The sequence below is a fragment of the Achromobacter xylosoxidans A8 genome (assembly GCF_000165835.1).
GTDB classification, from domain to species: Bacteria; Pseudomonadota; Gammaproteobacteria; order Burkholderiales; family Burkholderiaceae_B; genus Achromobacter; species Achromobacter xylosoxidans_B.
The window spans coordinates 4,482,175-4,499,587 of sequence record NC_014640.1; the positions used below are offsets into that span (position 1 = coordinate 4,482,175).

Here is a 17,413-nt window from a genome sequence, read left to right on the forward strand (position 1 = left end):
AGCACAACGATGAAATCCGCCGCCAAACTGGCCGCCGCCCTGGCGCTGTGTCTGCCCTTCGCCTCCCAGGCGCATGACGTCTGGATGGTGCCATCCTCGACCGTGCTGTCCGGCGTCGACAGCTGGGTCACCGTCGACGCCGCCGTCGGCAACGACAAGTTCTACTTCAACCACGCGCCGCTGCGCCTGGACGGCCTGGCCGTGACGGCGCCGGACGGCAGCGCCGCCGAAGCCGATAACGTCAACAAGGGCAAGCTGCGCAGCACCTTCGACCTGCAACTGAAGCAGGCCGGCACCTACCGCGTAGCCGTGGTCAACGACGGCGTGTTCGCGCGCTGGAAGGAAGACGGCAAGAACAAGCGCTACTTCGGCAAGCCCGAAGGTCTGGCGCAAGCCGTGCCGGCCAAGGCCGATGAGCTGGAAGTCTCGCAAAGCCTGGGCCGCGTCGAAACCTTCGTGACCGCCGGCAAGCCCTCGGCCGTGAAGCCCGTGGGCCGCGGCCTGGAACTGGCGCCCGTGACCCACCCGAACGACCTGTTCACCGACGAACCCGCCACCTTCCAGATGCTGCTGGACGGCAAGCCCGCCGCGGACCTCGAAGTCAACGTGGTGCCCGGCGGCAGCCGCTATCGCGACAAGGTCGGCGAGATCCAGCTGAAGACGGACAAGGACGGCAAGTTCTCGGTGAAGTGGCCGCAGCCCGGCCTGTACTGGATCGAGGCCGGCATGGAAGACGCCAAGGTCAGCGTGCCGCAAGCCAAGAAACGCCGCCTGTCCTACGCCGGCACCGTCGAAGTGCTGCAGCCCTAAACCGCTGCAGGCGCATGGCCAGTACTCCTTCCTACGCCCAGCACGGCGCGCCGGCCACGGCCGTGCGCGTCGCCTACGGCGCCATGCCGGCAATGCCGGCGGCGCCCGCGGCGCTGGCCGGCGCCACCATGGGCACCACCTGGTCGGCGCGCATGGCGCTGCCGGCCGGACGCACGGAGGCCGCTGCGCGCCAGGCCATCCAGGCCGCTCTGGATGAGGTGGTCGCCCAGATGAGCACCTGGGAAGCCGATTCCGACATCACGCGCTACAACCAGGCTGCATCCGGCTGGCAGGATCTGCCGGCGGAGTTCTTCCACGTATTGAGCCATGCCTTGGCGCTGGCCGAGGACAGCGGCGGCGCGTATGACCCCACGGTCGGGCCGCTGGTGAACGCCTGGGGTTTCGGGCCGCATCAGCGCGCGTTTGAACCGCCCTCGCCCGCCGCCATCGATGCCGCGCGCGCCCGCTGCGGCTGGCGCCGCGTACAGCTCGATGCCGAACGCCGCGCCGCACTGCAGCCGGGCGGCGCCTATCTGGACCTTTCCTCCATCGCCAAGGGCTACGGCGTGGATCGCGCCGCGATGGCGCTGGATGCCCTGGGCATTGCCCATTACCTGGTCGAAGTGGGCGGCGAGTTGCGTGCGCGCGGCCGGCGGCCCGACGGCCAGTCCTGGCGCGTGGCCATCGAAGTGCCGGACGCCAGCGACGACCACGCACTGGCGTTGCCGCTGTGCGACCGCAGCATCGCCACCTCGGGCGACTACCGGCGCCACGCCGGCAGCGGCGACGAACGCTACGCCCACACCATCGATCCGCGCAGCGGCCTGCCGGTACGCAACCAACTGGCCTCGGTCACCGTGCTGCATCAAGGCTGCATGCAAGCCGACGCGCTCGCCACCGCCCTGACCGTGCTGGGCGAAGACGAGGGCCTGGCCTACGCGCGCCGCCACGATCTGGCGGCCTTGTTCATCCTGCGCGAGCGCGACGCCTGGCGCGTCGCCGCCACGCCCGCATTCCAGGCGCTGGCCGCCATAGCCTGACGCCATGCCAGCAACACGATTGATCGCGGCGGCATGCGTGGTGGGAGCCTGGCTGCTGCTGTGCGTCTGGGCCCGGCGCCGCGCCCTGCGTCACGAGGCGCAGCAGGCGCTGGCGCTGCAAGCCCTGCAAGCGCCGGTCCCCGAAGACACCTTGCTGATCGCCTACGCCACGCAGACGGGCTATGCCGAATCGCTGGCGGCGCAGACCGCCGACTCCCTGCGCGCGGGCGGCCTGGCAGTGCGCGTGGCCGCCATGGAACAACTGGACGCCAAGCGCCTGGCGGAGTACCGCCGCATGCTGTTCGTGGTCAGCACCTATGGCGAAGGCGATCCGCCCGATGCCGCCGCGGCCTTCGCCGAACAGATGCAGCAGGCGGCCCCCGCGCTGGCCGGCGCGCATTACGCAGTGCTGGCGCTGGGAGACAGCGAATACGCCCAGTTCTGCGGCTTCGGCCATCGCCTGGACGACTGGCTGCACGCGCAAGGCGCGACGCCGCTGTTCGACCTGGTCGAAGTCGACAACGGCGACCCGGCAGCCCTGCGGCATTGGCAACACCACCTGGGCCTGTTGGCCGGACGCAGCGACCTGCCCGACTGGCAAGCGCCGGTTTATGAATCCTGGCGGCTGGCCGCGCGCGAGCCGCTCAATCCGCAAAGCCAGGGTGGCCCTTGCTACCTGCTGACGCTGACGCCGCCCGCCGATAGCGCGCGCGATTGGCAGGCGGGCGACATCGCCGAAATCGGCCCGCGACGTGAGGCCGGCGGGCCCTTGCTGGCGCATCGCGAGTACTCGATCGCTTCGTTGCCCGAAGACGGCTCGATTCAATTGCTGGTGCGCCAGATGCGCGGCGCCGACGGTGCGCTGGGACTGGGTAGCGGCTGGCTGACCCACGTCGCCCAGCCCGGCGACGCGATCGACCTGCGCGTACGCGTCAACCGCAATTTCCACGCGCCGGCCGACGAGCGCCCGCTGCTGCTGGTGGGCAACGGCACCGGTCTGGCCGGCCTGCGCGCCCTGATCAAGGCGCGCCGCGCCGCGGGCCACCGGCGCAACTGGCTGGTCTTCGGCGAACGCAATGCGGCGCACGACTGGTTCTGCCGCGAAGAGATCGAGGCCTGGCGCGAGGACGGCACGCTGGAACGCGTGGACGCGGTGTTCTCGCGCGATCAGGCTGAGCGCCGCTACGTGCAGCACCACCTGCGCGACGAGGCCGAGGCCGTGCGCGCCTGGGCCGACATGGGCGCCGCCATCTACGTCTGCGGCAGCCTGCAAGGCATGGCCGGCGGCGTGGACGCCGCCTTGCAGGACATCCTGGGCGCCGCGCGCCTGCAGGCCATGCAGCGCGACGGCCGCTACCGCCGCGACGTGTACTGAACGCGGCCGCTACGCTTACTGCAGCTTGATATCGGCCTTGTCGATCACGGTCTTCCAGCGGTCACGCTCGGCGCGGATCTGCTGGCCGAATTCGGCCGGAGTATTGCCCAGCGGAAAAGCGCCCGTCTCTTCCATCTTGGCCGCGGTGGCGGGATCGCGCACGGCGCGCGCGAAGGCGTCAGCCAGCTTGTCGCGCACGTCATCAGGCATGCCGGCCGGGCCCACCACGCCGTACCAGGCGGTCACGTCGTAGTCCTTGTAGCCCTGCTCCGCGAACGTCGGCACGTCCGGCAGGCGCGGATTGCGCTGGGCGCCGGTGATGGCCAGGGCGCGCAGGTGATTGCTCTTCAGGTAGGGCAGCGACGAGGGGAAATTATCGAAGATCACCGGCACCACGCCGCCCACCGTGTCGGTCAGCGCGGGCGCCGATCCGCGGTAGGAGATGCTGTTCATCTTGCCGCCGATGATCTGCAGGAACCAGATCATGCCCAGGTCGTTCACGCCGCCTGCGCCGGCGTTGGCATAACCGTCCTTGTTGGGATTGGCGCGCACGTGCTCGACGAACTCAGCCAGCGTCTTGGCCGGAAACTGCGGATTGACGCTGAGGATGTTGGGGCTGGTAACCAGGTTGCTGACGGGCGTGAAGTCCTTGACCGGGTCGTAGGCCAGCTTGGGGAACAGGTGCGGCGCGGTGCCATGCGTGCTGACGGTGGCCAGGCCGACGGTGTAGCCGTCCGGCTTGGCGCGCGCGGTGGCGGTCATGCCTATGGTGCCGGACGCGCCCGTGCGGTTCTCCACCACGATCTGCTGGCCCAGGATCTCGCCGGCTTTCGCGGCGGCGAGACGGCCCACGATGTCGGTCGGTCCGCCGGCGGGAAACGGCACGATCAGCGTAATGGGATGGTCGGGAAATGCCGCGTGGGCGGCGGGCAGCACGGCGGCCAGCGCCAGGGCAACGCAAGTCTTGCGCATCATGGGTATGTCTCCTGTAGGGATGGTTGGAATTCTTATGTGGCTGCACTGGCGGCGGCTTGCGCCATCGCCTCGCGGCGCAGGATCTTGCCGGGGCGGGCCGTCCCGGCTTCTGCCGGGAAGACCTGTTGGCCATTGACCAGCACGTGCTCCACCCCGGCGGACGCCAGCGTCGGCGACTCCCAGGTGGCGCGGTCCTCGACCGTGTCGGCGTCGAACACGACGATGTCGGCCCAGGCGCCCTCGCTCAACTGGCCGCGTCCGCCCAGGCCGAACACACGCGCCGGCAGGGACGTCATCTTGGCGACGGCGCTCTCCAGCGTCATCAGTTCGGCCTCGCGCACATAGCGGCCCAGCACGCGCGTGAAGCTGCCCCACAACCGGGGATGCGGATGGGCGTCGTTGGGCAGCCCGTCCGAGCCCACCATGCAGCACTCGTGCTGGAAGATGCGCTGGACCTCGGCCTCGTCCATCGCGAAATAGATGGCGCCCGCCGGGCACAGGCGCTGCGCCGCCGAGGTCTTGTCGCAGCCCCAGCGCGCCGCGATGTCGCCAAGGAACTGGCCGCTGCATTCCGGATGCGGTGTGGACCAGGTGATGCGTATGTCTTCGATGATTTCGGCGCGCTCCGGAATCAGGATGGTGGAACTGCCGGGGTACGGGTAGATGTCCAGCGCCACCTCGACGCCCTCGCCGCGCGCGCGGTCGATGTTCGCCAGCGTGGCGCGGCTCTTGCCCCAGTTCTGCGGCATCATGCACTTATGGTGCGACAGCACGGTGGCGCAGCCGGTATTGCGCCCCACCGAGAGCACCTCGTCGACGGCCTCTTCGACCGCGTCGCCTTCGTTGCGGATATGGCTGGTGTGCATCGCGCCGCGCGCCGCCGCCACCCGCGCCAGGCCTTCCAGCTCAGCGGGGCGGGCCGCGCCGCCGGGCTGGTACGCCAGGCCGGTGCTGAAGCCCACCGCGCCCGCGGCCAGGGCTTCGTCCAGCATGCGCTGCATGCTCTCCTGTTCTTCGGCCGTAGGCTGCGCCGCAGGGTCGCGCATGGCGGCCAGGCGCAGGTTGGCGTGCCCCACCAGCGCCGCCACGTTGATCATGGGCCGCTGCACGCGCAGCTCGCTGAAATAGGCCTGCATATCGGCGAACAGGGGCGTTTCCCCCAGCAGCGCCAGCGCCGCGGCGGTATTGCCCGGCAAGGGCGCGGGCGCGCCGCTCACGCCGCAATTGCCCACCACCACCGAAGTAATGCCCTGGCTGGTCTTCCATTCCAGGCCGGGCCGTTCCACGAACATCAGGTCATCGTGGCCGTGCACGTCGATGAAGCCCGGCGCCACGATCTTGCCGCGCGCGTCCACCCTGTGCGCAGCCGCTGCCCCCGACAGGTCGCCGATGGCGGCGATGCGTTCGCCCGCCACGCCCACGTCGGCGCGGCGCCGGGGGCCGCCCAGGCCGTCGACGACCCAGCCGCCTTCGATGATCAGATCCAGAGGTTCCTGCCGCATGGTGCTCCCGCCTTGAGGGTCTTGCCGGCGGACGCGCTTGAATCCGCGGACGCCGAAAGGGTCTAGTATCGTCGGCCCGATCAATCTGGGAAAATTGTTTTAATTGATCCATCTATCATGATTTGAAATGAATCGTCTGCCCAAGCACGTCACCCTGAAACACCTGACCGCCTTCGTCGCGGTGGCCCAGGAATCCAGCTTCACGCATGCGGCCAAGCGCCTGTTCCAGACTCAGTCGTCCGTGACCAGCCTGGTGCGGCAACTGGAGGACGCGCTGGCCACGCAGCTGTTCGCGCGCACCAGCCGGCGCGTGCTGCTGACAGCGGCGGGCGAGGAATTCCTGCCGCGCGTCATGCGGCTGCTGGCGGATTTCGATGGAGTGATAGACGATGTGCAGCGCTACGGCGCGCTGGAGCGCGGACGCGTCGGCGTGGCGGCGGCGCCGTCGGCCATCACGCAGATCATCGCGCCCGCCGCCGCGGCCTACTCGGCCCGCTATCCGGCCGTGCGGCTGTACCTCAGCGACGACAACTCCGGCCGCATCCAGCGCAAGGTCGCCGCGCGCGAAGTGGATTTCGGCTTGACCAGCCGCTGGGCCGACGCGCCCGGACTGCAGTTCGACGCCCTGCTGGAGGACCGCTTCGGCGTACTGTATCGGGAGGACGACGCCAGTCTGCGCCCGGCGCGCGACGGCACGATGCGCTGGTCGGATCTGGCCGGCCGCAAGCTGGTCGGGGTGGTGGACGAGACCGGCATCATGGCGCTCTTGCGGGCCCGCGCCGACCTGCCGATAGAGGCCGGCGCGCCCTTCTACGAGGCTTCCAGCACCACCTCGCAGGCGGCGCTGGTCCAGGCCGGACTCGGCGTGGCGCTATTGCCGGCGCTGGCGGCGCAACGGGTGATGGAGCCCGGCCTGGCCTATGCCCTGCTGGCCCGGCCCACGGTGGTGCGCACGGTCTGCATCATCCGCCACAAGGAATACCCCTTGAGCCCCGCCGCGCAAGCCCTGATCCACGCCATTCACGACTATCTGCGCACGGCGCAGTTGCCGGCCGGCTGCAAACGCATGCCGGCCAAAGGCTTGAAAGCGTAAAAGCAGCGCGGCGCGCTCAGGCCCCGCGCAGCTTCTCGTCTAGCGCCGCCAGTCCCGCCGCGAACACGTTGCGACCCACGGCGTTCACTACGTCGCTCAATTCCGCGCCCTCGACGCGGAAATCCGCCCACCATTCCACCAGCGTCTGGCCGCCTTCGGTGACGGCATGCAGCGACACGCCGGCGGTGTAGTCGCGCATGGGCAGGTCGGTCTCGACGATGGAATAGCGCAGCGCCGTGCCCGGATCGTCCAGCATCAGCAACTGCTCGCGCACGAAGCCGGAAGGCTTGAGCGACAGGTGCCGCACGCTGCCCACGGCGTCATGGCGGCCGCCCTCTTCCAGGCGGCTTTCGGCGATGCCGGGGTGCCAGTCGGCCAGGCCGTTGAAATCGCGGAAACTGGCCCAGACTTTCTGTAGCGGCGCGTGGATGATGGCGCTGACGTATACGGTGTGCGGCATGCGGACTCCTGCGGGCGCGCGGCCCAGGGATTGAGGAAACTACGGAATCAGAACGTCAGGCTCTTGAATTCGCGGGTCGCCGCGGTCAATGCCTGTTCAGTCGGCAGCCGCTCCATCGAGCTGGCGCCGTAGAAGCCATGGCAATGCTTGCACGCGCGCAGCACGTGGGCCGCGTCTTCGGGCGTGGCTATCGGACCGCCATGGCACAGCACGATGATATCCGGCCGCACCGCCAGCGCGGCCGCGGCGATGCGGTCGATGGCCGCCACGCAGTCGTCCAGCGTCTGCGCGGTTTCCGCGCCGATCGAGCCGCCAGTCGTCAGGCCCATGTGGGCCACGATGATGTCGGCCCCGGCCTTCGTCATGGCAACGGCGTCGTCCTCGTTGAACACGTAGGGCGTGGTCAGCATGCCCTTCTGATGCGCCAGACGGATCATGTCCACTTCCAGCGCATAGCCCATGCCGGTCTCTTCCAGATTGGCGCGGAAGGTGCCGTCGATCAGGCCCACGGTGGGAAAGTTCTGCACGCCGGCAAAGCCCTGGCGCTTGAGGTCGTCGAGAAACACGTCGAAGTCGCAGAACGGATCGGTGCCGTTGACACCGGCCAACACCGGTGTCTTCTTCACCACCGGCAGGACTTCGCGCCCCATGTCCACCACGATCTCGTTGGCGTTGCCATAGGCCAGCAGGCCGGCCAGCGAACCGCGGCCCGCCATGCGGTAGCGGCCCGAGTTGTAGATCACGATCAGGTCGATGCCGCCCGCTTCCTCGCACTTGGCCGACAGGCCGGTGCCCGCGCCACCGCCGACGATGGGCGTGCGCGCGCGCACCATGGCGCGATACTTGTCCAGGAGTTCGTTGCGGTCAAAGCGCGGCATGGCGGCGGTCCTCAGTGTGTGGCGATTTCAAGAAATTGGTCGACCGCGGTCTGGGCGAACAGCGGGTCATTGATGTGGCAAGGCACGCGCACCAGGCGGCGGTCGGCGGTCTGCACCAGATTCGCCTCCAGCGCCGCGTACAGGGCAGCGTCGGCCTCCGGGTCCCAGAACGCCTGGCCCGGCGCGTCCAGCGCGGATACGCCGCCTTCCGGGATCAGGAAGCGCACCGGCCCCTGGCACTGGTTCAGGCGGGCGGCGATCCACTCGCCCTGGCGGGTGTTTTCTTCCACGGTGGTGCGCATCAGCGTCACCTGCGGATTGTGCGGATAGAACTTGCGGCCGCGGTAGCGCTCCGGCACGGTGTCCATGGCGCCGAAGTTCACCATGTCCAGCGCGCCGCAGGAGCCCACGTAGGGCAAGCCGGTGCGGGCCACGGCGCCGAAACGGTCCTCGGTGCAGGCCAGCACGCCGCCGAACAGGAAGTCGCAGACTTCGGTTGTGGTCAGGTCCAGCACGCCGCCCAGCAAACGGCTGTCCAGCAGCTTTTCCATCGACTGCCCGCCCGTGCCCGTGGCGTGGAATACCAGGCAGTCGTAGCGGGACTCCAGCAGCGGCGTGACTTGCTGCACGCAGGCGGTGGTGACGCCGAACATGGTGATGCCCACGGCGGGCCGGCCGTCGTCGGCGACCGCGCGGGCGGCCTGCCGGAAGGCGCCGCCGATCGCGCCGGCGGCGTTGGCCAGCACCCGGCGCGAAATGCGGTTCAGGCCCGCGACGTCGGTCACGGAATACATCATGGCGATGTCCGACGGCCCGACATAGGGCGCGACATTGCCCGAGGCCATGGTCGACACCATCAGCTTGGGCGTGCCGATGGGCAGCGCGCGCATGGCCGGCGTGATCAAGGCGGTGCCGCCCGAACCGCCCAGGCCCAGCAGCGCGCCGATTTCCGCATTGGCGGCAGCGTAGCGTTCGAAGGCCAGCGCCATGGCCGCGATGGCCGTACCCCGGTCGCCGGTGAAGACCGCGCCGGCGCCCCCGGGATGGCTGGCGGCCACCTCGCTGGCCTGCACCTGGGCCGCGCTGGCGGCGCCGGAGGTGGACACGTCCACCGATACCGGGTCCAGCCCATCCCGCCGCAGCAGGTCCATCACGTATTCGGCCTCTTGGCCTTTCGTGTCGTAGGTGGCGGCCACGTAGACCCGCCGGTTCGAATGCGTCATGACTCCTCCGCGGGCGGCTACACTCGGTGCGCGCCTCGATATGTGAGGCCGCTAGGCCTGTAGAATCTAGAAATGAGACGAAAGAATCATACTGAGACACCTGTCTCACGTCAAACTCCCGCCCCCTCCGCAACCGGCATGGCGCGGCTGATCGCGCCGGCCAGTCCGCAGGCCGCCGCCAGCGGCGAGCCGCCGCACGGGCCGCGCGCGCGCATGCGCAAGACCCTGCTGGATGCGGCGCAGCGGCTGATGGCCGAAGGCATCACGCCATCGGTGGCCGAACTGGCCGAACACGCGCAGGTCTCGCGCGCCACCGCCTACCGCTACTTTCCCAGCCAGAGCGCGCTGATCGCCGCCGTGGTGGACGAGAGCCTCGGCCCCATCCTGGCCTGGGACTCGGCCGCGCCAGACGCCGCCGGGCGGGTCGACGAACTGCTGCGCTTCGCCTATCCCCGGCTCGAATCGCATGAAGCGCCGCTGCGCGCCGCCATCATGGTGTCGCTGCAGCAGCACGCCGAGGCCAGCGCCGGCCGTGGCGGCGCCGAACCGCGGCTGGTGCGCGGGCATCGCGTCGACATCCTCAAGCGCGCCATCGCGCCGCTGTCCGCCGAACTGACGCCGGCCCAACTGGACCGCGTGACGCAGGCCCTGTCGCTGGTCTACGGCACCGAGGTGTTCCTGGTGTTGAAGGACATCTGGAAACTGGAACTGCCCGAACTCACGGACGTGGCGCGCTGGACCGCCCAGGCCATCATCGCGCAGGCGCTGGCCGAGGCCGGGTCCGGCAAGGAAGCGCCAGCAAAGCGCGTCCGGAAGTAACGCCGGCCCGCTACTGGCCCGACTTGCGGTGGCTGCGGAAAAGCAGATGCGTGGCAGCCAGATGGAAGCGCATGGCGATCTGGGCGCATTCCGCATCGCGCGCGCGCAGCGCCGCGATGATCTGGCGATGATGCTCCACGCTGCGCAGCATGTCGTCCTTGGTGTAGAAGTAGAACGAGCCGATGATGATGGGCATGTCCAGCAAGCTTTCCACCATAGACCGCACGCGGGCGGATTGCGCCGCTTCGAGCAGCGCGTGGTGGAACTGGTTGTTGAAGTGCTGCACCTGCGCGACGCTGTCGGGAGCATCGGCGTTGATGGCATCGAGCATGCACTGGTTGATGCGCTCGAGTTCGCCTATCTGCTCCGGGCTGGCCCGTTCGGCCGCCGCCTTGGCGGAATACGGTTCAAGCAGCATGCGCAGCTCGAACGCTTCGTCGATGTCGCGGTCCTGCCAGCCCAGCACCACGGCTCCGCGCCGGCCTTCGTGCTTGACCAGACCGTCCGTCACCAGGCGTTCGATCGCGCTGCGCACCGGCGTCCGGCTGACGGAGAGTTCGGCGGCGATGTGTTCTTCGCGCAGCCGTTCGCCGGGCATGAAAGCGCCCGCCATCAAGCGGCGGCGCAACTCTGCATAGACGTAATCGCGGGCGCTCGACATGATGGCGCATGACTCCAGATCAGGGTTCTCGAACTATACCGGAAGCCCATCCCGGCAATCGCGCCTGGCTGCGTCAATACTGGCGTTGCGCAAGCCGCTCCAGGAACCTGGGCCAGACCTCCGGATTCAGCAGCCGTTCGGGGCGGCGTCCGGCCAACATTTCCATGATCTGGCTGGCGGACCCTTGCGCGACCTTGCGCCGGCCTTCGTGCGTGACGCCTCCCGTGTGGTAGGTCGCCACGACATCGGAACGCAGCAGCAGGCCATGCCCGGGCGGGGGAGGCTCCTCGTCCCAGACATCCAGCCCCGCGCCGGCCAACCGCCCGTCCTGCAAGGCGGCAAGCAGCGCCTGCTCGTCATGGATGCCGCCGCGCGCGGTCGAAATGAACAGCGCGCCGGGACGCATCCTGGCGTACGCCGCGGTCCCGATCATGCCCCGCGTGTCGTCATTCAGCGGGCAATGCAGGCTCACCACGTCGGCCTGTTCGAGCAGTTGCGGGAGGCTCACGGGCTCGGCGCCGCGGGAGCGGATTTCCTCGGGCGCAAGCAGCGGATCGCATGCCATCACCCGCATGCCGAAGCCGGCGGCAATACGTGCCACTCGGCGGCCAATTTCACCGATGCCCACGATCCCCAGCACGCGCCCTTCGATCTCGCGCCCCATCAGGGCCTCGCGCGAGGCGGCGGATCCCGCCAGCAGCGCAGACTGGGATTCACGCAGGCGCTTGACCAGCGACAGCAGCAAGGCAAACGTCATTTCCGCCACTGACGCGGCGTTGGCGCCGGCCTGGTTCACCACGGCCACCCCGGCCTGCGTGCAGGCCGCTACGTCCACGGTGTCGTAGCCCGCGCCGCCCGAGGACACGCAAAGCAGTGCCGGGCACTGTGCCAGCAGGCTTTCCGACACTTGCCAGCGCGCGGGGACCTCGTCCTTGGCCGCGCTGACATGGTAGGCATGCGCGCCGGCCAATCCCGCCGCCGTGATCGTCTCGTCGCGCGCAGGCAGCACTTCGACGCTCAAGCCGGGCTCGCCCTGGATGCAAGCGTCGAACGCAGGGTCGATCCAGAGATCCAACCGGACGATGCGCATGCCGCCCGGCAGCCGCGCCGTCACGCTCACGACCGCGCCTCCGTGCAACCCAGCTGCTTGAGCCGGGCATCGACCCAGGAGGTATCCAGCGATCCCGCCGCGATGTCAGCCAGCATCTTCGTTTCCAGTTCGTGCTTGGACGCGGCAGCCAGATAGACCGCTTCAGTCTGCTCGAACGGAATCGACAGCAGGCCGTCCTCGTCGCCCAGGATCAGATCGCCCGGCGCAATCGTCATGCCGTTCAGGGAAATGACGCAGTTGATCTCGCCGGGCCCGTCCTTGTAGGGCCCCCGGTGGGTCACGCCGGCCGCATAGACCGGAAACGCGCCGCGGCGGATCGTGCCGCTGTCGCGGATCGCGCCATTGATCACAATGCCCGCAATGCCGCGCGTCTGCGCGTAGCTGGTCATGATTTCGCCGATGATGGCGTTGGTCAGGTCGCCACCCGCATCCACCACGATCACGTCGCCGGGCTGCGCCAGATCAAGCGCCTTGTGCACCAGCAGATTGTCGCCAGGGCGGGTGCGCACGGTCAGGGCCGGACCGGCCAGCGGGCTGCCATCGTGCATGGGCTGCAAGCGCGCACCGCCGGCCGTCATCCGCGACATGCAGTCGCTGATGTTGGCGACCGGCACGCCTTTGAACTTGTCCACGGTTTGCTTGCTTGCCGCACGCTTGCGGGCGTGGATCTCAAAACCGATCATGTTTGCTCCTGTCGGGAATTGCAATGCGTTGCCATTACTGTTTGGGAATGCCGGCGTCCTGCACGACCTTGCCGAAGATCTCGTGATCCGCCCGATGCTGGCGAGCCAGATCCTCGGGCGCGCCCTTGAGCACGCTATAGCCGGCGTCTTCCAGTTTTTTCACCAGTTCTGGCTGGGACTGGACCTGCTGCAAGGCCCGGTTCAATGCGGCGACCACGTCATCCGGCGTCTTGGCGGGTGCCATCAACCCCCACCATATCGACTGGTCGATCGTCTTGAATCCGCTTTCCACGAACGTGGGCACGTCGGGCAAGGCCGGCGCGCGTTCCTTGGCAACCACCGCCAGCGCGCGGACCTTGCCGCCGCGGATCTGCGGCAGCAGCGAAGCCACGGAGCCCACATACATATCGATGCGGCCGCTGGCCAGGTCCGGGAACGCCTGGCCCCAGCCCCGGTAAGGCACATGCATCAACTCCATGTTCGCGGCCTTGCGCCAGAGATAGCCGGTCAGGTCGCCAGTGCCGCCGATGCCGGGAATGCCGAGCGAAACCTGACCAGGGCGAGCTTGCGCTGCCTTGACCACATCGCCGACCGTCTTGAACGGGGATTCGGGCAGGACCACGAAAACGCTCGGCGATGTGGCCACGGGACCGACATGCCGGAAATCCTTGAACGTGTCGTAGCTGAGCTTGTTGTAGAGCCAGGGATTCAGCACGATGTTGTCGGTCTGGGCCATCACCAGCGTATGTCCGTCCGGACGCGCGCGGGCGGTGGCGTCCAGCGCCAGGTTGCCGCCGGCGCCCGGCTTGTTCTCCACCACCATGTTCCAGCCCTGGTCCTGACCGATCGCGCTGCCGATCATGCGGGTCAGCGTATCGGTGCCGCCGCCAGGCGGAAACGGGGAAATGAGCGTGATGGGCGCCGTGCCCATATCCGCCGCGTTCGCGGCGGCGCAACCCAGCACCAGCGTTGCCGCCAGGAGTTTCTTCAGAGCCTTCATTGTCTTCCTCGCACAGTTGATTCTTGTTGGATATGCCGTCGCTGCGTCGCGATGCAGCGCGGCGCTCAGCGCTCGCGCGCCAAAGCCGTCAGCCAGGCCAGGCGCGCCTCGACCGAATCCGGCAGATTGAAATCGCCACTCGCCCGCGCGTCCTGGATGCCCATGCTGGTGCGGCTGAAAAGCCGTTCGACGCCGTCCAGAACCAGGGGCTCCAGTCCCGCCTCGATCAGTTGCTCGCGGGCTTCGCGGACTTCCGCCTGCCGGCGCTGGGCATGCAGCACGTGGGATCGGACGAACGAATCCATGAAGGCCGTAAGCGGCGTCTGGTCTATGTCCGCCAGCACCTCGTAAAGCGAGGCTCTCAATCCCATGGATTCGGCCGCCACCAGGCATTCCACCGCCAGGCTTTCCATGCCCTTGGTCATGATGCTGCGCAGCAGCTTCAGGCGCACGGCATCGCCCGCCGCTCCCTGTATGGCGCGCGCCGGCGCCCCGCCGCTCTCTGCCAGCCGCAGCACCGCGTCCGTGCCGGTCCCCGCGCAGAGCAAGGGCGTGCGTTCCGCCAACAGGGCAATGGCGCCCATGATCGCGACGTCGGTGAAGTCGATGTTCCGTTCCGCTGCGGCCGCCGAAGCGGCCTGCATGTCGGGCGCGCTGGCTGTCGTGAAGTCGGCATAGACCGCGTCCTGGCGCATATGCGGAAAGCTCTGCCGCGCCATCTCCAGCGCCGCATGGCCGTACACCGCCGACACGACGATATCCGCCTCTCCCAGCCATGCGCCGGGCTCGGCGTGCAATCCCGCGCCATGACGCCGGGCGCGTCCCGCCATTTCCTCGTCCTGCCGCAACTCGCAGATCCCGACCAGCGTATGCCCGGCGGCGCCCCATGCCTGCGCATAGCAGGAACCGACCTCGCCGCAGCCCAACAGAGCAATTTTCATCTCTAAAAATACATAAAAAAACAATGATGCTTTATAGAATGAAAATTTCGTTGATATTATTCGTGTAAACCCTATGATTTCTATATTTTTAGTACATTAAAAAAACATTCATTGACCCAAGCCTGTACCCGGCCGGTCGCAACCAGACGCCCGCAAGCGCCGCGCCACGCGGGGCAGACGCCGGATTGGCGCATGCCCTCGCGATGGTTGGCGGTCGTTCAGAGAGAAGGGATGGCGCGATGCGCGGAGCTGCTCGGCAGCCAGCTGCCGCAGTGCATTCCTGGCGCCTCAGGCGCGCCGGACCATGCCGGCGGAGATGGCTCGCGCCGTGCGGCACAGCGGCTCCAGGCACTGCTCGACCATCTGCCCGGTCGAGCGCACGCCCTGGATCCACACAATGTTGACGCAGCCGTACAGCTTTCCCGGAGCGGCCATGATGGGCACGGCAATGGCCTCCAGCCTGTCGTTCTGGTCCTTGCGGGTCTTGTCGTAGTCGCCGCCGAAGCGTTGCTCGCGCAGGGCATAGCCCTGGCGGCGCGTCTGCTCCAGCAGCTTGGCCACGGCGGCGCAATCGTGCGCCAGCGCGTCGCCCTCGCGGCGGCTGCGGCGCAACGCCTCCAGGATCGAATCGCGCTCTTTGTCGGCGCAGAACGCCAGATAGGCCCGCCCCACCGCGGAGCGCAGCATGTTGATCTGGAAGCCGATGTTGTCGCGGCGGATGGTGAAGTACGACTGGCTGCGATTGGTTTCGCGCACGATCATGGCGCTGCCGCGCCGCACCGTCAGGTCCGACGGCCATAGCACCTCCGCCTGCAGGCGGTCCAGCTCGGGCGCCGCGCACTGGCCCAGCAGGTCCAGCACGCGCGCGCGCCGGCTGGGTTCATTGAGCGAACTGGCCGGGCAGAAATAGTCGTCGGCGATCCGCCGCCAGATCAGCCCGCGCAATTGCAGCGTCGCCAGGATGCGCAGCAGCGTGGCCTTGGCATAGCCGGTGCGCACATGCAATTCCTGCAAGCTTGCGCCCTGCGTGGCGCGCACTTCGTCCAGCACGATCAGGCCGCGCTCCAGCGCATCTATGGTCTTCACCTTCGGCGTCCAACGGCTCATTGCGCCCTCTTCCACAAATCTGGAAATTTCACCCAGTGAAACTCTAGCAAAACCTGCTTGAGCCGCCCAGCCCCCGCGAAATATCGTGGCGTCTATCGCAAGCCGTGGTGGCTGGCGGAACCGGACGAGAGGCGGGAATGAGCGGACAGGCTGTACGCAATGTGCTCTGGATCATGTGCGACCAACTGCGCTGGGACTATCTGTCCTGCTATGGGCATCCGCGCCTGCGCACTCCCAATATCGACCGCCTGGCCGCCGAAGGCGTGCGCTTCGACAATGCCTTCGTGCAGGGGCCGGTCTGCGGCCCCTCGCGCATGTCCTATTACACCGGCCGCTATGTCACCAGCCACGGCGCCGTGTGGAACTTCGTACCCATGCCGGTCAGCGAAATGACGCTGGGCGACTATCTGCGCCCGCTGGGCGTGCGCGTGGCGGTGGCGGGCAAGACCCACGTGGAAGCCGACAGGGCCGGCATGCGGCGCCTGGGCCTGGACCCGGCGAGCGCCGTGGGCATCCAGGCGGCGCAAGGCGGGTTCGAGCCCTATGACCGCGACGATGGCATCTGGCCGCCGGGCTTCAGCGATGAATCGCACCGCTACACGCAGTACCTGCGCCAGCAAGGCTACGACGGTGCCAACCCCTGGCACGACCACGCCAATTCGGCGCTGGGCGCCAACGGCGAGATCCTGTCCGGCTGGAACATGCGCTATGCCGGCCTGCCGGCGCGCGTCGCCGAAACGGACTCCGAAACGCCCTACATGACGCGGCGCGCGATCGAGTTCATGGAGCAGAGCGGCGAGCAGCCCTGGGTGCTGCACCTGTCCTACATCAAGCCGCACTGGCCCTATGTTGCGCCCGCGCCTTACCACGCCATGTATTCGACCTACGACATCCAGGCGGCCAAGCGCGTTGCGCGCGAACTGGAGAATGCGCATCCCGTGCTGCAGGGCTTTCGCCAGGCGGAGGTCAGCAGGAACTTCTCCTGCGACCAAGTGCGCGAGACCGTGATACCCACCTACATGGGCCTGATCAAGCAGCTCGACGACCAGTTGGGCGTGCTGTTCGACTATCTGCGGCGCAGCGGCCGCGACCAGGACACCATGGTCATTTTCTGCAGCGACCATGGCGACTACCTGGGCGATCACTACCTGGGCGAGAAGGAGCTGTTCCACGACTGCGTGGCCAAGGTGCCGCTGATCGTGCGCCTGCCAGGCGACGACGCCCGGCGCGGCGGCGTGGAATCGCGGCTGGTGGAAGCCATAGACCTGGTCCCCACCATCCTGGACGCCCTGGGCGCGGAGATTCCCGACCACATCCTCGAAGGACGCTCCCTGTTGCCGCTGCTGCGCGGCGAGGAACCGGCAGACTGGCGCCGCGCCGTGTACTCGGAAAACAACTACGCGTTCCGCGACTTCGTGCGCGAGCCGCTGGGCCGTCCCGCCGACGGCTGCCACACCATCATGGTGCGCGACCACGAATGGAAGTACGTCCATTTCGAAGGCCTGCGCCCCCAGCTATTCGACTTGCGCGCCGACCCCGACGAATACGACGACCTGGGCGCGGACCCCGCGCACGCAGCCATCCGGGAACGCTACCAGGCCATGCTGTTCGACTGGCTGCGCAACCGCAAGATCCACCCCACCGTCAGCCACGCCGCCATGACGGGATGGACACGCAAGGAGGAATCGGCCGGCATCCATATCGGCAGGTGGTAGCGCAGCGCGCCTGGACCCGC

At 68.1% G+C, this 17,413-nt stretch carries 17 protein-coding genes; 6 read left to right on the forward strand and 11 right to left on the reverse strand.

What is annotated here, in order from left to right; translation table 11 throughout:
- Positions 1-9: 9 nt before the first annotated feature.
- Genes AXYL_RS20755 through AXYL_RS20765 form a run of 3 tightly spaced genes read left to right on the forward strand, consistent with a single transcriptional unit; the run spans position 10 to position 3,225 of the window.
- The gene (locus AXYL_RS20755) at positions 10-810 is read left to right on the forward strand and encodes a DUF4198 domain-containing protein (RefSeq protein WP_013394821.1); all 801 of its coding nucleotides are present in this window, start codon (positions 10-12) and stop codon (positions 808-810) included.
- A gap of 14 nt (positions 811-824) precedes the next feature.
- Positions 825-1,850: an FAD:protein FMN transferase gene (locus tag AXYL_RS20760; protein ID WP_013394822.1), complete on the forward strand. Its 1,026-nt coding sequence runs from the start codon at positions 825-827 to the stop codon at positions 1,848-1,850.
- Between the two features lie 4 nt (positions 1,851-1,854).
- Positions 1,855-3,225, forward strand: coding sequence for a sulfite reductase subunit alpha (locus tag AXYL_RS20765; RefSeq protein ID WP_013394823.1), 1,371 nt, complete (start codon positions 1,855-1,857; stop codon positions 3,223-3,225).
- Positions 3,226-3,240: 15 nt separating this feature from the next.
- Here AXYL_RS20765 and AXYL_RS20770 read toward each other — a convergent pair whose 3' ends face one another.
- Both AXYL_RS20770 and AXYL_RS20775 read right to left on the reverse strand, forming a co-directional pair.
- The gene (locus AXYL_RS20770; RefSeq protein WP_013394824.1) at positions 3,241-4,200 is read right to left on the reverse strand and encodes a tripartite tricarboxylate transporter substrate binding protein BugE; all 960 of its coding nucleotides are present in this window, start codon (positions 4,198-4,200) and stop codon (positions 3,241-3,243) included.
- 32 nt (positions 4,201-4,232) lie between these two features.
- On the reverse strand, positions 4,233-5,702 hold the full coding sequence (locus tag AXYL_RS20775) for an N-acyl-D-amino-acid deacylase family protein (protein ID WP_013394825.1): 1,470 nt from the start codon (positions 5,700-5,702) through the stop codon (positions 4,233-4,235).
- Between the two features lie 127 nt (positions 5,703-5,829).
- On the opposite strand from AXYL_RS20775, the gene AXYL_RS20780 reads away from it, so the two are divergent.
- Positions 5,830-6,795 carry a LysR family transcriptional regulator gene (locus AXYL_RS20780; protein WP_013394826.1) on the forward strand — a complete coding sequence of 322 codons (966 nt, stop codon included), beginning with the start codon at positions 5,830-5,832 and terminating at the stop codon, positions 6,793-6,795.
- Positions 6,796-6,811: 16 nt separating this feature from the next.
- Here AXYL_RS20780 and AXYL_RS20785 read toward each other — a convergent pair whose 3' ends face one another.
- Genes AXYL_RS20785 through AXYL_RS20795 form a run of 3 tightly spaced genes read right to left on the reverse strand, consistent with a single transcriptional unit; the run spans position 6,812 to position 9,356 of the window.
- A complete protein-coding gene (locus AXYL_RS20785; RefSeq protein ID WP_013394827.1) occupies positions 6,812-7,255 on the reverse strand; it encodes an SRPBCC family protein in 444 nt (147 codons plus the stop codon).
- Between the two features lie 47 nt (positions 7,256-7,302).
- A complete protein-coding gene (locus AXYL_RS20790; protein ID WP_013394828.1) occupies positions 7,303-8,133 on the reverse strand; it encodes a phosphoenolpyruvate hydrolase family protein in 831 nt (276 codons plus the stop codon).
- A gap of 11 nt (positions 8,134-8,144) precedes the next feature.
- A complete protein-coding gene (locus tag AXYL_RS20795; protein WP_013394829.1) occupies positions 8,145-9,356 on the reverse strand; it encodes a Tm-1-like ATP-binding domain-containing protein in 1,212 nt (403 codons plus the stop codon).
- Positions 9,357-9,494: 138 nt separating this feature from the next.
- Between AXYL_RS20795 and AXYL_RS20800 the strand changes: the two genes are divergently transcribed.
- Positions 9,495-10,175: a TetR/AcrR family transcriptional regulator gene (locus AXYL_RS20800; RefSeq protein WP_013394830.1), complete on the forward strand. Its 681-nt coding sequence runs from the start codon at positions 9,495-9,497 to the stop codon at positions 10,173-10,175.
- 10 nt (positions 10,176-10,185) lie between these two features.
- Here the strand turns inward: AXYL_RS20800 and AXYL_RS20805 are convergent, their stop codons facing one another.
- From AXYL_RS20805 to AXYL_RS34210, 6 genes are all read right to left on the reverse strand, one after another.
- Complete coding sequence (locus AXYL_RS20805; RefSeq protein ID WP_013394831.1) at positions 10,186-10,836, reverse strand: GntR family transcriptional regulator; 651 nt, start codon at positions 10,834-10,836, stop codon at positions 10,186-10,188.
- A gap of 73 nt (positions 10,837-10,909) precedes the next feature.
- On the reverse strand, positions 10,910-11,956 hold the full coding sequence (locus tag AXYL_RS20810) for a hydroxyacid dehydrogenase (protein WP_013394832.1): 1,047 nt from the start codon (positions 11,954-11,956) through the stop codon (positions 10,910-10,912).
- Entirely contained in the window at positions 11,953-12,630 is a 678-nt protein-coding gene (locus tag AXYL_RS20815) for an RraA family protein (protein WP_013394833.1), read from the reverse strand. The genes AXYL_RS20810 and AXYL_RS20815 overlap by 4 nt, the downstream gene beginning before the upstream one ends.
- Before the next feature lie 34 nt (positions 12,631-12,664).
- Positions 12,665-13,630 carry a Bug family tripartite tricarboxylate transporter substrate binding protein gene (locus tag AXYL_RS20820; protein ID WP_013394834.1) on the reverse strand — a complete coding sequence of 322 codons (966 nt, stop codon included), beginning with the start codon at positions 13,628-13,630 and terminating at the stop codon, positions 12,665-12,667.
- A 65-nt stretch (positions 13,631-13,695) separates the two neighbouring features.
- Positions 13,696-14,571, reverse strand: a complete 876-nt coding sequence (locus tag AXYL_RS20825) for an NAD(P)-dependent oxidoreductase (protein ID WP_013394835.1) — start codon at positions 14,569-14,571, stop codon at positions 13,696-13,698.
- Positions 14,572-14,859: 288 nt separating this feature from the next.
- The gene (locus AXYL_RS34210; protein WP_013394836.1) at positions 14,860-15,678 is read right to left on the reverse strand and encodes an IclR family transcriptional regulator C-terminal domain-containing protein; all 819 of its coding nucleotides are present in this window, start codon (positions 15,676-15,678) and stop codon (positions 14,860-14,862) included.
- A 137-nt stretch (positions 15,679-15,815) separates the two neighbouring features.
- Here AXYL_RS34210 and AXYL_RS20835 point away from each other — a divergent pair, with 137 nt between their 5' ends.
- Positions 15,816-17,393 carry an alkaline phosphatase family protein gene (locus tag AXYL_RS20835; RefSeq protein WP_013394837.1) on the forward strand — a complete coding sequence of 526 codons (1,578 nt, stop codon included), beginning with the start codon at positions 15,816-15,818 and terminating at the stop codon, positions 17,391-17,393.
- The last annotated feature ends 20 nt before the right edge of the window (positions 17,394-17,413 follow it).

Bases quoted from the DNA above. Each gene is read 5' to 3' on its own strand.
- AXYL_RS34210 (WP_013394836.1), bottom strand. From the start codon at position 15,678: ATGAGCCGTTGGACGCCGAAGGTGAAGACCATAGATGCGCTGGAGCGC.
- AXYL_RS20765 (WP_013394823.1), top strand. From the start codon at position 1,855: ATGCCAGCAACACGATTGATCGCGGCGGCATGCGTGGTGGGAGCCTGG.
- AXYL_RS20795 (WP_013394829.1), bottom strand. From the start codon at position 9,356: ATGACGCATTCGAACCGGCGGGTCTACGTGGCCGCCACCTACGACACG.
- AXYL_RS20790 (WP_013394828.1), bottom strand. From the start codon at position 8,133: ATGCCGCGCTTTGACCGCAACGAACTCCTGGACAAGTATCGCGCCATG.
- AXYL_RS20805 (WP_013394831.1), bottom strand. From the start codon at position 10,836: ATGTCGAGCGCCCGCGATTACGTCTATGCAGAGTTGCGCCGCCGCTTG.
- AXYL_RS20780 (WP_013394826.1), top strand. From the start codon at position 5,830: ATGAATCGTCTGCCCAAGCACGTCACCCTGAAACACCTGACCGCCTTC.
- AXYL_RS20755 (WP_013394821.1), top strand. From the start codon at position 10: ATGAAATCCGCCGCCAAACTGGCCGCCGCCCTGGCGCTGTGTCTGCCC.
- AXYL_RS20760 (WP_013394822.1), top strand. From the start codon at position 825: ATGGCCAGTACTCCTTCCTACGCCCAGCACGGCGCGCCGGCCACGGCC.
- AXYL_RS20815 (WP_013394833.1), bottom strand. From the start codon at position 12,630: ATGATCGGTTTTGAGATCCACGCCCGCAAGCGTGCGGCAAGCAAGCAA.
- AXYL_RS20820 (WP_013394834.1), bottom strand. From the start codon at position 13,630: ATGAAGGCTCTGAAGAAACTCCTGGCGGCAACGCTGGTGCTGGGTTGC.
- AXYL_RS20835 (WP_013394837.1), top strand. From the start codon at position 15,816: ATGAGCGGACAGGCTGTACGCAATGTGCTCTGGATCATGTGCGACCAA.
- AXYL_RS20775 (WP_013394825.1), bottom strand. From the start codon at position 5,702: ATGCGGCAGGAACCTCTGGATCTGATCATCGAAGGCGGCTGGGTCGTC.
- AXYL_RS20800 (WP_013394830.1), top strand. From the start codon at position 9,495: ATGGCGCGGCTGATCGCGCCGGCCAGTCCGCAGGCCGCCGCCAGCGGC.
- AXYL_RS20825 (WP_013394835.1), bottom strand. From the start codon at position 14,571: ATGAAAATTGCTCTGTTGGGCTGCGGCGAGGTCGGTTCCTGCTATGCG.
- AXYL_RS20785 (WP_013394827.1), bottom strand. From the start codon at position 7,255: ATGCCGCACACCGTATACGTCAGCGCCATCATCCACGCGCCGCTACAG.
- AXYL_RS20770 (WP_013394824.1), bottom strand. From the start codon at position 4,200: ATGATGCGCAAGACTTGCGTTGCCCTGGCGCTGGCCGCCGTGCTGCCC.